Annotated in this window: 15 protein-coding genes; 4 read left to right on the top strand and 11 right to left on the bottom strand. The window is 68.7% G+C overall.

Annotation, left to right across the window (positions count from 1 at the left end; all coding sequences use genetic code 11):
- Positions 1-20: 20 nt before the first annotated feature.
- The 7 genes from HEP75_RS01125 to HEP75_RS01095 all read right to left on the bottom strand — a co-directional run bounded on the left by HEP75_RS01125 (position 21) and on the right by HEP75_RS01095 (position 8,595).
- Positions 21-896, bottom strand: a complete 876-nt coding sequence (locus tag HEP75_RS01125; protein ID WP_185814815.1) for an NYN domain-containing protein — start codon at positions 894-896, stop codon at positions 21-23.
- A 156-nt stretch (positions 897-1,052) separates the two neighbouring features.
- Positions 1,053-2,132 (bottom strand): alpha/beta hydrolase, encoded by a 1,080-nt coding sequence (locus HEP75_RS01120; RefSeq protein ID WP_255424060.1) that lies wholly within the window; start codon positions 2,130-2,132, stop codon positions 1,053-1,055.
- A gap of 227 nt (positions 2,133-2,359) precedes the next feature.
- Positions 2,360-3,175: an EcsC family protein gene (locus HEP75_RS01115; RefSeq protein WP_255423624.1), complete on the bottom strand. Its 816-nt coding sequence runs from the start codon at positions 3,173-3,175 to the stop codon at positions 2,360-2,362.
- Between the two features lie 323 nt (positions 3,176-3,498).
- Positions 3,499-4,908 carry an MFS transporter gene (locus HEP75_RS01110; protein ID WP_185821798.1) on the bottom strand — a complete coding sequence of 470 codons (1,410 nt, stop codon included), beginning with the start codon at positions 4,906-4,908 and terminating at the stop codon, positions 3,499-3,501.
- A 166-nt stretch (positions 4,909-5,074) separates the two neighbouring features.
- The gene (locus tag HEP75_RS01105; protein ID WP_185825130.1) at positions 5,075-5,977 is read right to left on the bottom strand and encodes a DUF4424 family protein; all 903 of its coding nucleotides are present in this window, start codon (positions 5,975-5,977) and stop codon (positions 5,075-5,077) included.
- Between the two features lie 206 nt (positions 5,978-6,183).
- Complete coding sequence (locus HEP75_RS01100) at positions 6,184-7,782, bottom strand: peptidoglycan-binding protein (RefSeq protein ID WP_185825129.1); 1,599 nt, start codon at positions 7,780-7,782, stop codon at positions 6,184-6,186.
- 84 nt (positions 7,783-7,866) lie between these two features.
- Positions 7,867-8,595, bottom strand: a complete 729-nt coding sequence (locus HEP75_RS01095) for a hypothetical protein (RefSeq protein WP_185825128.1) — start codon at positions 8,593-8,595, stop codon at positions 7,867-7,869.
- A 393-nt stretch (positions 8,596-8,988) separates the two neighbouring features.
- Here HEP75_RS01095 and HEP75_RS22195 point away from each other — a divergent pair, with 393 nt between their 5' ends.
- Both HEP75_RS22195 and HEP75_RS01085 read left to right on the top strand, forming a co-directional pair.
- The gene (locus tag HEP75_RS22195) at positions 8,989-9,411 is read left to right on the top strand and encodes a lysozyme inhibitor LprI family protein (RefSeq protein WP_255423956.1); all 423 of its coding nucleotides are present in this window, start codon (positions 8,989-8,991) and stop codon (positions 9,409-9,411) included.
- Positions 9,412-9,628: 217 nt separating this feature from the next.
- Complete coding sequence (locus tag HEP75_RS01085; RefSeq protein WP_185825127.1) at positions 9,629-10,540, top strand: hypothetical protein; 912 nt, start codon at positions 9,629-9,631, stop codon at positions 10,538-10,540.
- Between the two features lie 382 nt (positions 10,541-10,922).
- Here the strand turns inward: HEP75_RS01085 and HEP75_RS01080 are convergent, their stop codons facing one another.
- Positions 10,923-11,396, bottom strand: coding sequence for a hypothetical protein (locus HEP75_RS01080; protein WP_185825126.1), 474 nt, complete (start codon positions 11,394-11,396; stop codon positions 10,923-10,925).
- Between the two features lie 26 nt (positions 11,397-11,422).
- Between HEP75_RS01080 and HEP75_RS01075 the strand changes: the two genes are divergently transcribed.
- The gene (locus tag HEP75_RS01075; RefSeq protein WP_185821794.1) at positions 11,423-11,716 is read left to right on the top strand and encodes a DUF2388 domain-containing protein; all 294 of its coding nucleotides are present in this window, start codon (positions 11,423-11,425) and stop codon (positions 11,714-11,716) included.
- Positions 11,717-11,936: 220 nt separating this feature from the next.
- Complete coding sequence (locus HEP75_RS01070) at positions 11,937-12,356, top strand: BA14K family protein (protein WP_185825125.1); 420 nt, start codon at positions 11,937-11,939, stop codon at positions 12,354-12,356.
- Between the two features lie 185 nt (positions 12,357-12,541).
- On the opposite strand, the gene HEP75_RS01065 is transcribed toward HEP75_RS01070, so the two are convergent.
- From HEP75_RS01065 to HEP75_RS01055, 3 genes are all read right to left on the bottom strand, one after another.
- The gene (locus HEP75_RS01065; RefSeq protein ID WP_185825124.1) at positions 12,542-12,994 is read right to left on the bottom strand and encodes a hypothetical protein; all 453 of its coding nucleotides are present in this window, start codon (positions 12,992-12,994) and stop codon (positions 12,542-12,544) included.
- A 127-nt stretch (positions 12,995-13,121) separates the two neighbouring features.
- Positions 13,122-13,784: a hemolysin III family protein gene (locus tag HEP75_RS01060; RefSeq protein ID WP_185821791.1), complete on the bottom strand. Its 663-nt coding sequence runs from the start codon at positions 13,782-13,784 to the stop codon at positions 13,122-13,124.
- A 148-nt stretch (positions 13,785-13,932) separates the two neighbouring features.
- Entirely contained in the window at positions 13,933-14,223 is a 291-nt protein-coding gene (locus HEP75_RS01055; RefSeq protein WP_185814804.1) for a HigA family addiction module antitoxin, read from the bottom strand.
- Positions 14,224-14,235 lie beyond the last annotated feature (12 nt).

Here is a 14,235-nt window from a genome sequence, read left to right as displayed (position 1 = left end):
CGCGCGCAGGCGGGTCGCGGTCAACTGCGCGAACGCACGAAGATGCGCTTGCTGCCGCCTTCGTTGCCGCGCTCCTCGAGTTCGAACTGCGCCGACAGCCTGCGCAGCAGGTCGCTGAGTTTCTTGTGCCCGTACAGGCGCGGATCGAAATCCGGGCGCACCTTGTTGAGATAGCTGCCGACGCTGCCGAGTCCGGCCCAGCCCTGGTCGTCGGAGGCTTCCTCGATCGCCTGGCGCAGCAGTTTCAGCGGTGCCGACAGCGGCGCGGCCTTCGCATCGGCCGGCGCAGCGGGCGCCGCCGTGGTTGCGGCCACGGCCGTCGCCTCGGGCTTGGCCGTCTGCGCAGCCTGCGCACCTTGTGGCGTCTTGCGGCCCTTGCGCGCCGGTTTGGCGACCGCCGCTGCCGGCTTGGACGGTTCGGGGCTGGCCGCCTCGCTGCGCAGCACTTCGGTGTAGATGAACTTGTCGCAGGCCTGCACGAACGCGTCCGGGGTCTTGCGCTCGCCGAAGCCGTACACGGTCGGCCCCTCCTCGCGCAGGCGCTGCGCCAGGCGGGTGAAATCGCTGTCGCTGGAGACCAGGCAGAAGCCGTCGAAACGGCCGGTGTACAGCAGGTCCATCGCGTCGATGATCAGCGAGCTGTCGGTGGCGTTCTTGCCGCTGGTGTAGGCGAACTGCTGCACCGGGCTGATCGAGTGCTTCAGCAGCGCCTGCTTCCACTGGGTCATGCGCGTGCTGGTGAAGTCGCCGTAGATGCGCTTGACGCTGGCCACGCCGTACTTGGCCACTTCGGCCAGCAAGCCTTCGATCACCGACGGTTGCGCGTTGTCGGCATCGATCAGCACCGCCAGGCGCGGCTGGTCGTCGTCGGTCTCGGATCTGGAACGGGTTTTCATGGCAAGGACCTGCGTGGAAACGAAAGCGGCGGCGCCGAGCGCAGCGTGGTGACGCCGGCGTGCTCGGCGCCAGGCGCCACTGTGCCACTCCGGCACAGCGGCGGCCAGTCTCCATGAATGGCGGCGGTCGCCGCGTCGCCAGACGCAATCCCGCTGTCAGGGCGTTGCTGCAGGCGCGGGCGGCAATGCCAGATGCTTGCGGAAGAAGCGAGCGATCACCCGCAGGGCCTGCTGGCTCTCGGGCAGCGCATCATTGAGATGGAACGCATGGCCCATGCCGTCCCAGACGTGCAGATCCGCTTCGCGGCCCAGATCGACCAGCCGCGAATGGGTGTAGGCGACATTGCTCAGCTCGGCCGCACGCGTGCCGGTGATGAACAGCAGCGGCGGAAACTGCGCCAGCACCGCATCGGAAAACACCGGCGACACCAGCGGATCGTGGAAATCCACGTCAGGGCCGTAGTACAGGTCCTCCATGATCGGCAGCGCGCCCTGCGCATCGGGCAGCGGCGCATCGTTCACTGCCGCCACCACATAGCGCGAATCGCCGCGGTAACGCGCATCGCCGCCGGCGCAGAACATGCCCGCCGCGGCCGGCATCGGCAGCTTCTCCTTGGCGAACCAGGCCAGCGACTCGCCGGTCAGCACGCCGCCGGCCGAGCAACCGAACAGGCCGATGTGCTGCGGTGCGTAGCGTTTGAGCGCTTCGCGGTACACCGTGGCCACATCCTCGCTGGCCGCGGGGAACCTGTGTTCCGGCCCCATCCGGTAGTCGACGCTGACCACGGTGACGCCGGTCATCGCCGCCACCGGAATCGCCTCCATCATGCCGAACGAGGCGGCGCTGCCCATCACGAAGGAACCGCCGTGCAGTTCGATCAGCAGCCGCTGGCGCTGCGCCGGCGACGCAGCGCGCGGCTGCACCAGCGTCACCGGCACGCCGTTCCAGGTCGCCGTGGTGATTTTCACGCCATAGCGCTCGCGCAGCGGCTCCACCACGCCTTTCGCCCAGGCCTCGGTCTCGGCGCGGATGCGCGGCAGTTCGCGCGCCAGCGTGGCGTTGTCCATCTTCGCCAACGGATCGCCATGGGCCATGCCGTCGCGCGCCGCCGCCTGCGCTTGCGGGCTGAGGAACGGCGACAGCGGAAGGTCGAATGCGGGCATGTGGCGGATGCCGTCGTGCGCCGCAACCTCGGCGGCGATCGCTACCGGAGCCGCCAGGCTCGCGAGCAGCACAAACAGCGCCGGTGTCGTCTTCCGCAGGTATCGCGTCACGTGCTTGCCCTCCCAGGCGGCGATCGAGCGCAAAGGATACCGGCGGCGAACGCGCGTGGCTTTGCGCGATCCCGCCGAACGCAGGCGACGCTGCGCGCAATGCCAACGCGCGCCCGCCGTCTTCAGGCAGGAAAACGTACAACGCTCAGGTCGTCGTCAATCCATACCAGGAAGCACGTCGCCCTGGCTTATGCCGACGCCGGCAACGCCTCGTAGGCCTGCCGCACCGCGGCCTCGCCGTAGCGCCGCTCCAGCCGACGCACGATGAAGTGGCCACGCGCCATGGCCTGGAAGTGGGCCATGAACACCGTGTTGAGCAGCGCGCCGCTGGCCGCGCCGACCAGCGGCACCGCCTGCGCGGCCAGCTTCTCGCTGACCGTGATCGAGAACTTCGCCGCGATCCGCGACATCAGCGACACCAGCGCCGGCGCGCCCTTGCTGCCGATGCCGTGCGCGGCGATGTACTGCGCGGCGGCGCTGAGTTGCTGCGCCATCGCCGTGCGCACCGCGAAGTAGCCCGATTCGCTGCCGTCGTCGCGCGCGCTGCGGCCGCCGTGCGCCAGCACTTCCAGGCAGGCCAGGGTGGTCGCCGGATCGTCCAACCGCTCGCCCTCGGCGCGGGCGATGTCGGCGATCGAACGCAGCATCAGCGTGGTGGTCAGCGGCAATTCCACCAGCAACCCGGGCAGGCCGAAGAAACCGCCGGCGGCACCGGTGGCGGCCACCGCCACACCATGCAGGCGCGGCCGCGCCGCACCCGGTGCCTGGGTACGCAGGGTCAGCAGCGCCGAGCGCAAGGCGATGCGCAGCGCGCGATGGCTGATCGCGTCGATCCGCGAGGACAGCGCCTTCGGCAGGCGCTTGCTGAGCAGATCCTCGATCGGCGCGCCGACCGTATTGGCGATCTTCGCCGCCAGGCCGGGATGTTCGAGCAGCGCGTGCGCCTGGGCCAGATCGCGGTGGTCGGCGGCATCCATGGCGGGAACGGGGAGATTGGAGGTCATGGCCAGGAGTCGTGGCGTGGGAACGCACAGCATGCACCGGCCGCCGCCGCGATGCTGTCGAGAGCAGATGACGAGACCGGGAACACGGCGCCCTAGGGCGCGTCATCAATCCCCGAGCAGATCGCGCCACTCTTGTGCGTGGTTCCACCCAGGCGATGACGTGCGCCGAGGGCGCACAAGAGCGGCCCTGCGGGTTGGGCCTGTCAGGCCGCCAGCCGGCGCCGCGCGGCTTGACCTGACCGCCAGTCAGGCGCTGCGCCACGCAGCACCGGCTGGCGACCTGACAGACCCAACGCGACCTACTCCGGAATCGGTGACACGCCCTAGCCTGCGATCTGCTCCAGCGTGCGGTTGCGGGTGCGCGGGCCGAAGAAGCCGATGATCCCGGCCACCGCCAGCAGGCTGGCGACGATGAAGGCCAGCACGCCGCGGTTGCCGGCGCGCTCCAGCAACAGCCCGATCAGCAGGCTGCTGCCGGCGGTGGACAGGCGGCTGAAGGAATAGCAGAAGCCCACCGCGCGGGCGCGCAATGCGGTCGGGAACAGTTCGGCCTGGTAACCGTGGTAGGCGAAGCTCATCCAGGCGTTGCAGAACGTGATCGCCGCGCCGCAGGCGATGATCGCCAGCGGTTGGGTCTGCCAGGCGAACAGCGCGCCGAACAGCACCGCGCCGAGCGCCGACCACACCACCTGCCACTTGTTCTCCCAGCGCTGGGCGAAACGCAGCAACAGCAGCGGCGCCAGCGGATAGGCCAGCGAGATCGCGAACGCATAGCCCAGCCCGTGCACGCTGTCCGCGCCTTGCGCCGACAACAGCGCCGGCAACCAGTTGCCGAAGCCGAAGAAGCCGATCGCCTGGAACACATGGAACGCCACCAGCATCGCCACGCGGCGCCGGTAAGGCACTTTCCACAGTGCGGCGAAACGCCCCTGCGTCGCCGCGGTGGTGGCGAGCTGCGGTTCGGGCTGTGGCGCGTCCAGTGCGCGGCCCAGGTCCGCCGTGCAACCTGCCTCGAGCTGGCGCAGCACGGCGTCGGCTTCGGCATGCCGGCCCTGCGCGGCCAGCCAGCGCGCCGATTCGGGCAGGCTCCGGCGCAGCCACCAGATCGCCACCGCGAACGTGCCGCTGAGCAGCACCACCCAGCGCCAGCCGCTGACCCCGAACGGCGCATGCGGCACCAGCGCCCACGCACTCACCGCCACCGCCGGCACCGCCAGGAACTGCACGAAGAACGCGAACGCGAAGGCCGCCCCGCGCATGTGCCTGGGCATCAGCTCGGACAGATAGGTATCGATGGTGACCAGCTCGATGCCCAGGCCGATGCCGACCACGAAGCGCCACCCGATCACCCCCAACGCCGTGCTCTGCAGGCCCATAGCCACGGTCGCGGCGGTGTACCAGAGCAGCGCGAAGGTGAACACCGGACGCCGCCCGAAACGGTCGGCGAACGGACTGAGCAGGCTGGCGCCGAGGAACAGGCCCAGGAAGGTGGCCGACGCGAACGCCGCCTGGTCGGCGATTCCGAACGCGCCGGCCGCGCCGGTGGCGAAGATGCCGTCGCGCAGCAGGCCCGGGCTGATGTAGGCGGTCTGGAACAGGTCGTACAGTTCGAAGAAGCCGCCCAGCGCCAGCAGCGCGACCAGGCGCCACAGCGTCGCCGTGGCCGGCAGGCGATCGATGCGCGCGGCCACCAGCGCGACGGAATCGGAACGAGCAGCGACAGGATCGAGCATGGGCATGCACCGGCGAAAAGGGTCGCCGACGGCCTCGACCGTCGGCGCTGGCGCATGCTGCCCGATTGCCCTGCGTATCCGCTACCGCAAGCGGCGATGGTTGCCGGCGCAGTCCGGCTCGCGTTCAGCGGGACGTCGGCTTCGGCCCGCGCGCAGCGTCAGCCAACTAGTGCAGGAACAGCACGTTCAGATCCTGCTTCGGCACGAACTCCTTCTGCTCGAATTCGAAGGTCAGCGGATCGGTGCGCTTCAGCGCGCCGTCGAAGCACAGGCTGAGCATGTCGCTCGGCGCGCGCTTCTTCAGGGTCAGGTGGAAGTCCTGGATCGGCCCCTTCCAGTTGTTGCCGGTCAACAGGATGTAGCGCAGGTTGCTCCATTGCAGGCCTTGCTCGCCCTCGCGGCGGCGCGCGCTCTGCTGCGCGCCGGCATCCATGCAGGTGTCCTTGGCGTAGTCGCGGATCAACTCGCTGGCCGGCTGCGGTACGCCGCTCGCCAGGCTCGGCGCATAGCTGTGGCGGATCGACACCGCCTTGCCCGCGGCAAAGGGCTGCTCCCAGGTGAAATACTCGCTGAGCGTGAAAAGCGGCTGCCCATCCGGGTCGAACCAGCTCTTGGGCAGCGGCTTGCGGCCCTTCGGCGTCTCGCCGGATTCGGTGTAGCTGGCCAGGTCGTCGCTGCTCCAGCCGCTGGCCGCCCACTGCCGCGACACATCGGTCCCATTCTCCAGCTGCGCCACCAGCTTGCGCTCGGTACGCACCGGCTTGCCGTCCACCCACAGCTTGAACTCGGTCAGTTTGCTGTGGTCGGCCATGCCGAAGTACATCGGCGGCATCGGAAACGCGATCGGCACCACCAGGTCGCGCGCACTGGTGTTGGTGAACACGTAGTCCACCCGCACCAGGTCCTCGCTGATGAACAAGGCCTCCTTGCTCATGCGGATATCCGGCTGCTGGATCAGCTGGATGGTGCCGTTGGCATCGCCGAAGCTGCTGTCGTTGGCATGGGCGGTGACCGCGAACAGCAGCGCGAGGGCGAACAGGGTGCGGACCAGCAGGCGTGTCGGGGTCATGGCGAGGCAAGTGAGAAGAGGGGGCGCGCATCGGCTTGAACGCTAACGAGCGCGCTATCTTAGGTGTTCGCGCGCGGCCAGCACCGAATATTCTGTGGCCGATCAGCTCGGGCGTTACCTTCGCCTGATCGACTGGACCGGGCAAACCCCGTGCGGCGGGCAAGCTGGCGGTCTGCACATCCCTGCGCAGGCAACGCCGGCACCGGTCACATCGGCATGCCGCGCGCTTGATTTTGCGCCGGCTCCTGTGCCTGCAAGCGCTGCACGTCGGCGTTCAACGTTTCCAGCTGGCGCGAACTCTGCTCGACCGACTGGCTCACGGCCTGCGCCTGATCGACATAGACACGGCGATGCGCAGGATCGTGCAATCCGCCTTCCACGGCGATGAAACCACCGTTGTTGCTCGCCACCACGTGGTCCACCTTGTGCAAGCCGCTGACCTTGGCCTCGACCACGATCTGGCCGGCAGCGCGCTCCAGCGCTTCGCGCCCCTGAAACGCGGCACGATCACCGAGCGCCTCCAACTTGCCGACCACGTCGGCGTACATCGGGTGATCCGGATGCCCGGGATCGGCCATGCTGACCGGCGCCACCGCGGTCGCGTCGGTACCGGGCAGTGGCGCCGACGGTTGCGGCGCGGCCACGACTGGTGCGGACGGCGTCGCCGTGGCGGAGGGCGACTGCGGAATCTGCTGCAACAAGGCACCCAGCTCCAGCGCTTGCAGGGTCTCCCGGTCGGCCACACCGGTCGGCGCCAAGCCCGCGCCTTCCTGGTAATGCTTGAGCGCGCGTTGCGTGCCGGATCCGAAATCGCCATCGACTCCGACCTGCTCGCCGTTGTCGCGCAGCGCCTGCTGCAAGGCGCGCACCGCATCGCCTTTCTCGCCGTGCTCCAGCCGGCCGTCGCGCAATGCGCCATCGGGCATCTGCCGGATATGCTGGCCCACGCCGAGCGCCGCCAGCATCGCGGCATCGGCCGTCGCGGTAACCGGCATGCCGTGAGCCTGTTGATACTCGCGCACGCAGCGCTCGGTGTTCGGACCGAACTTGCCGTCCGGCGTCCCCACCGCATAGCCCTGTGCCGCCAGTGCTTCCTGCAGCTGGCGCACGCCCTCGCCCTTTTCGCCGGGCGCCAGTTGCCCATCCTGCAATGCGCCGCGGATCAGCACACTGCGCTCGCGCGCCGGGTCCAGTCCCATGCCGGCATCCAGGCGATCCTGGTTGATGGCGATATCGTTGTAGTAGTCGGCGTTGCTGGTGCCGTTGGAGTCGGCGACCGAACTGCCCTGCACCACCTGCGCCGCGCCGCCGGCGCCGGAGATATGCCGCGCCTTCAAGATGCCGGCGATATGTTCGGGCGTATCGCCCTCGTGCAGCACGCCGGTGCGCATGGCCTGCTGGTAGGCCGCATCGCTGATGGTCTTGAAGGCGCCGTCCTGCACATCGGCCGAGGCCTTGTACTGCTCGAGGCTCAGGCCGTTGTTCCAGTTTTCCGGGTTGTTCAGAAACCGGGTCATGCCGCCGGACACGGCCCAGTCCCACTCGCGCGTATAGCCGGAATCCTTCAGCGCCTGCCGATAGCGGTCCTGATCGACCAGGCCGGCATCGGCCAGCCACCCGGCACCGGCCTGATAGCGGCCCACGTAGCCCTGGTCATTGGTGATCGCCAGATCGCCGCCGTTGCTCTCGGTGTAGACGGTCGATGCCACCAACCGCCGGGTCATGCTGTCGTCGAGGCCGGCGATGTTGCCTTGCGTCCACGCACGTGCGGTCGCGACCGAATTTTCGCTGCGCTTGTCGTCCATCTCGCTGCTCCTTGCAAAGACCGGCCCCAGGCCGCCGTTGGATGAATCCCACAATCCGGGATCAACTGACGCAGAGCGAGCACTTCAGCGATCGCACTGCGCCAGCGTGACATTGGCGCCGCCGCGCCTGAATTCGAAATCGGTATAGCCCGGCCCGTTCTTGCCGCCGTCCACCGTCGAAGCGGTGACCGCCAGCGGCCGCTCGGCATCCTTCAGCGCGACCCAATACTCCATGGCGGCCGGCGCAGGCGAAGGGATGCTGTCGTCGCAGACACCATCGCGGCGCACCACCCGGTCGCCGGCGCGCAATTGCGCGCGCAAGACCTTGGCGTAGTCCGTGCTCGGATAGAACTTGCGCACCACCAATAGCAGCGCCGTCGCCGCATCGCCAGCGAAGGTCACGCTGGCCTCGCCTTCGTTGCCCGTGCGCGTTCCGGCATCCGCTCCCACCTTGCCGTCCGGCAGCGGCGCTTCGCCGAATCCGGCCAGGGTGGTCTTGCCGCGAACAGCCACCGGGTAGATTCGCACCCCATCTGCCGGCACCAGTGCGCCCAGGCCAGAAATCGCCTTCACCTGCGCCCAGGACGGCGGCTGAGTGGCCGCAAGGACCGTCAGCGCCGCGCGCAGCGAGGATGCCCGGTCAGGCGTGGCATCGTCCGACACCGGCGCCACCGCTGCACTTGCCGGCGTTGCGGGCATCGGGTCGGCGATGGCGGGCGCTGCCGCCGCAGATGGCGCCGCGGAGCCTTGTTCGGGCTGGCAAGCGGCCAGCAGCGCGGTGGCCAGCACGAGTGGCAAGAGCTTGGAAGTCATAGCACTCCAGGGACGCGTCCAGTGAGAGCGCGCGAACCGATCCGTGGTCCTAAGCAGATCGAGGTCGCGAGACGAAGAAGCGGCGCGAGTATAGCCCCGGCATGCGGTGCGATCCGTGCTCCCCATCTCTTGGGGGGCCATACCATTTCAGGGTTCCGGGCATCGTATTGTGGGTCGGCATCGCCAGGATCGCTGTACGCACCGTATTCTTTGCGAAACATTAACCGCAGACTTGCAAAGCTGTCCTCGCACATGGAAACGATACAAGGGGAAGGACGCATGGAAACCAGGGAACACAAGCGCCGCTGGCTGTTGTGGGTCGTACTGCTGACCGCGGTCGCCAGCGTCGACGCCGCAGCGCAGGACCAGCAACAGCAACAGCAGCAGGTGCAAATGCAGCAGCAGCAGCAACAGCTGATGCAGCAGCAACTGCAACAGATTCAGCAGCTGCAACAGCAGCAGCAGCCGCAAAACTCGGGTGCACCCAAGGGCTTGTCGGCCACCTACCTGAGTTGCCGCAAGCAAGCGCGTGGCGGGGTCGATCAGGAGCGCTGCATCGAGCGCGAGCAGACCTTGCAGGATGACCGCCTGGCCCGGGTCTATGACCGGCTGCGCTACGAACTCGATGGCAGCGCACGCGCACGGCTGATGGAGGCGCAATACGCCTGGGAGCAATCCAATGCCCAGGCCCGCGATCTGGACAATTCGCTTTACGGCGGCAGCCAGGCCGAGAGCCTGCAGCGCGCCGAAGCGGCGCTGTGGCGGATCTGCGCGCGCGCCGACGAACTGGAGAAATATCTCGGCGCAGCCCGCTGAACTGGCCCACGCGTGGCAAGTGGACCGTCGCGGCGAAGTGACGCCTACAAGGCTCGCGATTTGCCCAATCCTGGAGGGGCTTAAGCCCCGACGGGAATCCGATGCCCGGTGACGTCACCGCGCTTTCTTGTCGCGGCTGAAGCCGCTCCTGCAAGTGCCCTGTCATCCTCCACGCGACGGCGGCGAATCTCATCGCTCCGCGAACCGAAGACGACATATGCACGCGTACGACATCGCCCTGGGCGACTGGCACGACGGCCCACCATCACGCCATAGCGACGGCTGGTGCTTCGGCCTGCCGCCCGGGATTCGCCCGGCGCAGTGGCCGCTGGATCCGCACAGCGGCTATCCGATGCTGCACGGCTTCACTCTGCGGCTGCCGGAGGACTATCGCGTGCATGGTCCCGACGTGGTGGCGCTGTCGTTCTTCGCCACGTCGCTGGATCACAACGACGGCGGCCCGATCGGCGGACCGGATGGCATGGGGGACGTGATCGATGCGCCAAGCCCGCTGCCGCCGGACGACGCGGCACTGCGGCCCTTCTGGGAACGCGCGCGGCAGGCGCATCCGAGGCTGTGGCGGATGCGCGACATCCTGGGTTGCGCCTACGCGGTGATCCTGTTGAGCCAGGACGAAGCCGATGGCCCGCCGTGCCCACCGCCGGCGCTGGTGGATAGTCCGCTGCAGCACGTGTTGGCCGTGCCGCAGTGGCTAGGCGCCGGGGCGGCAGCTGGCTTCGCTGCGTGGGAGCGGCGGGAGATACCGCTGCCGGAAGCGCGCGACCCGCACATCGTCCATCGCCCGTTCGAGCTAAGCGCGCGCGCCAACGATCCCAACGCCGGCAGGCCGCCGCGGGAATACTTCGGCGATACGCCCGGCAATGGCGACTATCAACCCTTCCACTACTGGCTGGACGGCGAGATCGCGACCGAGAACTACCGCGAACACGACTGGTCCGTCGGCCACGCCGCCAACCACCTCGGCGGCACCATGCGCCCGGTGCAGAACGTGCCGGAATTCAGCCCTTACTACATCGGGTTCGAAGAGGACTTCGGCGGCTACAACTTCGGCGGCGGCAACGCGCAACTGGACTTCAAGGACATGCAGTTCGACTGGGCCTGCGGCTGAGGTCGGCAACGCGGGTAAACATCACCCGCGGTCGGCTCAACCGGCGAAATAGCCGGCGCTGTCCATGTCTTGCAGCAGGCCCGGACAGGTAGGCTCGCGTCCATGCGCTGGAGGTGGGGACGTCCTGGCTGGCGAAGCGCGACATCCAGCCGAACTGCGCCGGCGCTGCCTCGGCCGGCACCGAGCCCACCGGCAACTGCAGGTGCCGCCCAATGGCCGCAGCGATGTCGCCGAACGCCACACCGCGAGCTGAACTGCTTGCTGGATTTCGTGTTGACAACAACAGACAGTCGCCAAATAATAGAACCGTACAGTTTGGTTTTTATACAAGCTATTTGGAATAGCCTTCCGAGCAGGCAACGACGGCAGCGCTGACCCGTCGCTACCGCGTAGCAACAATGCTGCATCGTGTCGGCCATTCGTTCCCCCCAGTGCTTTTTGCCACCTCCCGCCAGGCCTCCCCCATGAAGCCGCACCATCCCACTCCTTCCGCTTCTTCGCCCGCATTGCGTCCGGGCGAGCAGGCGCTGTTCGACCTTCCGGAGATCCCTTCGGCGCGTGCGCGCCCGGCAACCGGCTGGATGAGCCGGCGCCTGCACACGATCGCCGCGATGCTGTCGCGCAGTCGCTCGGTCCGCTGCGGTCGGCGCGATTGAACGTGCCGGCGTTGGTAGCGGGCGCATGCGTCCGCGCACGCGAGCGACGCCACCGCAGCATCGGCAGCGCGGGCCAGCGCCGGCAGTGCGGCGCGCACCGGTTCGCTGCAGCACGCAGCGCCATTCGACGCGATGATATGGTCGCTGCGGCCATCCGCTGCGGCGATGTCGGAACGTCCGGCGCCGAGCGCCGGCAACACGCTGCACCCACCCTGGAGCGATATCCATGAACAAGATCACCTTGGCCGGCGCTTTGCTGGCGAGCCTGTCCCTGCCGATGCTGGCCCAGGCCTCCAGCTTCGCCGGCAGCTCTGCCGGCGCGTCCTCGGCCGGCAGCAGCAGTTCCGGCGACGACAAAGTGGTGTTGCAGGCGCGCGACGATGCCGCGAGCTTCGTCGCCAGCGACGGCCGCATCCGCGGCGCGCAACTGGAATCGGCGCTGCGCGCGCTGCGCGAACGCGACCCGGGCGCGCGCCAGGCCAGCGACCTGCAACTGGCCCAGGCCATCCTCGCCCGCTGACACCTGGCCGGCGACTGCCTTTCGGCGGCAACTCCATCCGGCATCCCGGCCGCCATTCGACCCTGGCTACCCGCCAACCACGCTCCATTCGCTGGTCGCCCGGGTTCGCCAGGCGGCCGGCCGCCTGCACGGACGGACGGCATCACGGCGTCACCGTACCGGTGCGCGTAGCGTCAGCGCCGGATCGCACGCAGTGCGTTACCCGCCCATGGAGAATCGAATGAACAAGATGCTTGGAGTTGTGATCGCTTGCGCCCTGGCCGCCGGCCTTCCTGCCGTTGCAGGCGCGGACCAGGTCCCGCCCCAGGACCGTCACGACGACGGCAGGCGCCACGACGACCCGCCGCGGCCGGGCCAACTGGGCACGGATCGCCGCGACGAAGCGCGGCACGACAACCGCCATGACGATCGGCCCGGCGACCACCGCGACGACCACCGCAGGGACGACCGCCCGGACGACAAGCGCTATGGCCGCTGGGATCCCAAGTGGGGCCCGCGTCCAGGCAACCCGCCCGCGCACCGCGCGCGGCACGACGATTGGTATCGCCACGTGCGCACCTGCCAGCAGCGCTACCGCAGCTACGACGCGCGCACCGACACCTTCGTCCATCGCGGCCGCCGCCTGCGCTGCTCGCTGTAAGCGGCAAGCGCCTGCCCGCGTTTTGCGCAAGCGGCGCAGAACGCGGGGCAGGCTTCTCGATGCCAGGTGAGCGCAACGCGCGCGGGCCTGGTCGAATACCGAAGTGCAGCAGCGCATCTTCTACGGGATGAGCGACCCCACCCGGCGAGCGGCTGGGACAGCTGGCTGCATCAGTTGGGACACGCTCACTGCTGCCCAGCGCAGTCCGCGTTCTGCGCGTCGCAGAGCTCCGCGGCGCGGCGGATCTGCGCATCGCTCAACGGCGGCGGGCGGGCGACCGCCGCCTGGACCTGGTCCGGCGCGCCAGTGAGCGTATGCAGTCCCTTGGCGACCTTGCCGGCAACGTAATAGACGCCGAGCGCGATGTAGCCGCCGCCCTGGCTGACCTGCTCCACCGAGGGCGGTGGCCGCCAATCCTTGTCGAAGCGGTTGGGTTGGGCACTGACCGGATTCTTGAAGCGATACAGGTCCAGCGGCTGCTCCACGTCCGGCGGCAGCGCGCGCACTTCGTCGAGGGTCTGGATGTCCTGCTGCGGCGGGCTGGCCGCGGAGGGCGCGGGGTCGACCTGTTGGGCATGCGCCTGCGCGACCGCGCCAAGCAGCGCGGCGGCAACGACGAAACGCGCGGCATTGCACATCGAGATCGATCCTTTTCCATGCATCGCCATGGCAACTGCCGAGCTTACGGTCGGCGGCTGAACGTCGCCATTGCCGCGGCGATGGAAGGACGCATGCCGCAGGCGGCGCACGCCTATGCCCGTCGGCTCAGGCCGTCTGCAACGGCTGCAGGCACAACCAGATGGCGCACCAGTGCGACAGCGCGCCGCCCAGCACGTGCGCGTGCCAGATGGCGCGGTTGTAGACCATCGACTTGCGCACGTAGAAGCCCACGCCCACCGTGTAGAACATGCCGCCGGCGGCGATGAACCACAGCACGGCGCTGTCCAGGCTGGCCATGAGCGGCTTGATCGCGACGATGCCGGCCCAGCCCAGCAGCAGATAGATCGCCACCCAGAAGCCCTTGCTGATGCCGGGCAGGAACAGTTTGGCGAACACGCCGAACAGCGCCACGCCCCACACCGCAAGGGTCATCGACCAGACCCAGGCGCCGGACAGCGCCAGCACGAACAGCGGCGTGTAGGAGCCGGCGATCATCACGAAGATGCCGGCGTGGTCGAGCTTGCGCAGGATCGGCTGGCGCTGCGGCGTGGCGAAGTTGTAGGCCGCCGAGCAAGCGAACATCACCAGCATCCCCAGTGCGTAGACGCAGGTGGCCAGGAGCAGCGCGTGGTTGGCGTGGGGGCGCCAGATCAGCATGGCGCCGCCGACGATGGACAGCAGCAGGCCGGCGGCGTGCACGATCAGGTCGGCGCGGCGGGCACCGGCGGTTTTGTAATGGGCGGCAGGAGCGGGGGCAGGCACGGACAAGGCGAGTCTTCGGCACGTCGGGGGACGGCGCCGCTGCGCGAGGGGGGAGCACAGGATACGCGCTGGCCGCGACGATCAGTCGGCTTTCTCGGCCGGCGGCCGCTACCGCCGTGCGGCGCGGCGGCAACGGCCGCGCGCATGGCTGCGGTTACGCGGCGATGCGCTCGATCTTGCGCGCTTGCGCACCCAGCGCGCGCCGCGCCTGTTCCAGGTCGTAGTCGGCCTGCAGGCCAAGCCAGAAGCGCTCGCTGGTCCCGAGCGCGGCCGCCAACCGGATCGCACTGTCGGCACTGACGCTGCGCTTGCCCAGCACGATCTCGTTGATGCGGCGCGGCGGCACGCCGGCGGCGCGCGCCAGCGCGTTCTGGCTGATGCCCAGCGGAGTCAGGAATTCCTCCAGCAGGACTTCGCCGGGGTGGATGTTGGGCAGGGTCTTCATGGCGGCTCGATG

Source organism: Xanthomonas sp. SI, from assembly GCF_014236855.1.
Classification (GTDB): domain Bacteria; phylum Pseudomonadota; class Gammaproteobacteria; order Xanthomonadales; family Xanthomonadaceae; genus Xanthomonas_A.
This window is presented reverse-complemented; position numbering and strand designations above follow the sequence as displayed.

Bases quoted from the DNA above. Each gene is read 5' to 3' on its own strand.
- HEP75_RS01105 (WP_185825130.1), bottom strand. From the start codon at position 5,977: ATGACCCCGACACGCCTGCTGGTCCGCACCCTGTTCGCCCTCGCGCTG.
- HEP75_RS01065 (WP_185825124.1), bottom strand. From the start codon at position 12,994: ATGTGCAATGCCGCGCGTTTCGTCGTTGCCGCCGCGCTGCTTGGCGCG.
- HEP75_RS22195 (WP_255423956.1), top strand. From the start codon at position 8,989: ATGCAGCAGCAGCAGCAACAGCTGATGCAGCAGCAACTGCAACAGATT.
- HEP75_RS01115 (WP_255423624.1), bottom strand. From the start codon at position 3,175: ATGACCTCCAATCTCCCCGTTCCCGCCATGGATGCCGCCGACCACCGC.
- HEP75_RS01075 (WP_185821794.1), top strand. From the start codon at position 11,423: ATGAACAAGATCACCTTGGCCGGCGCTTTGCTGGCGAGCCTGTCCCTG.
- HEP75_RS01100 (WP_185825129.1), bottom strand. From the start codon at position 7,782: ATGGACGACAAGCGCAGCGAAAATTCGGTCGCGACCGCACGTGCGTGG.
- HEP75_RS01070 (WP_185825125.1), top strand. From the start codon at position 11,937: ATGAACAAGATGCTTGGAGTTGTGATCGCTTGCGCCCTGGCCGCCGGC.
- HEP75_RS01055 (WP_185814804.1), bottom strand. From the start codon at position 14,223: ATGAAGACCCTGCCCAACATCCACCCCGGCGAAGTCCTGCTGGAGGAA.
- HEP75_RS01095 (WP_185825128.1), bottom strand. From the start codon at position 8,595: ATGACTTCCAAGCTCTTGCCACTCGTGCTGGCCACCGCGCTGCTGGCC.
- HEP75_RS01110 (WP_185821798.1), bottom strand. From the start codon at position 4,908: ATGCTCGATCCTGTCGCTGCTCGTTCCGATTCCGTCGCGCTGGTGGCC.
- HEP75_RS01125 (WP_185814815.1), bottom strand. From the start codon at position 896: ATGAAAACCCGTTCCAGATCCGAGACCGACGACGACCAGCCGCGCCTG.
- HEP75_RS01085 (WP_185825127.1), top strand. From the start codon at position 9,629: ATGCACGCGTACGACATCGCCCTGGGCGACTGGCACGACGGCCCACCA.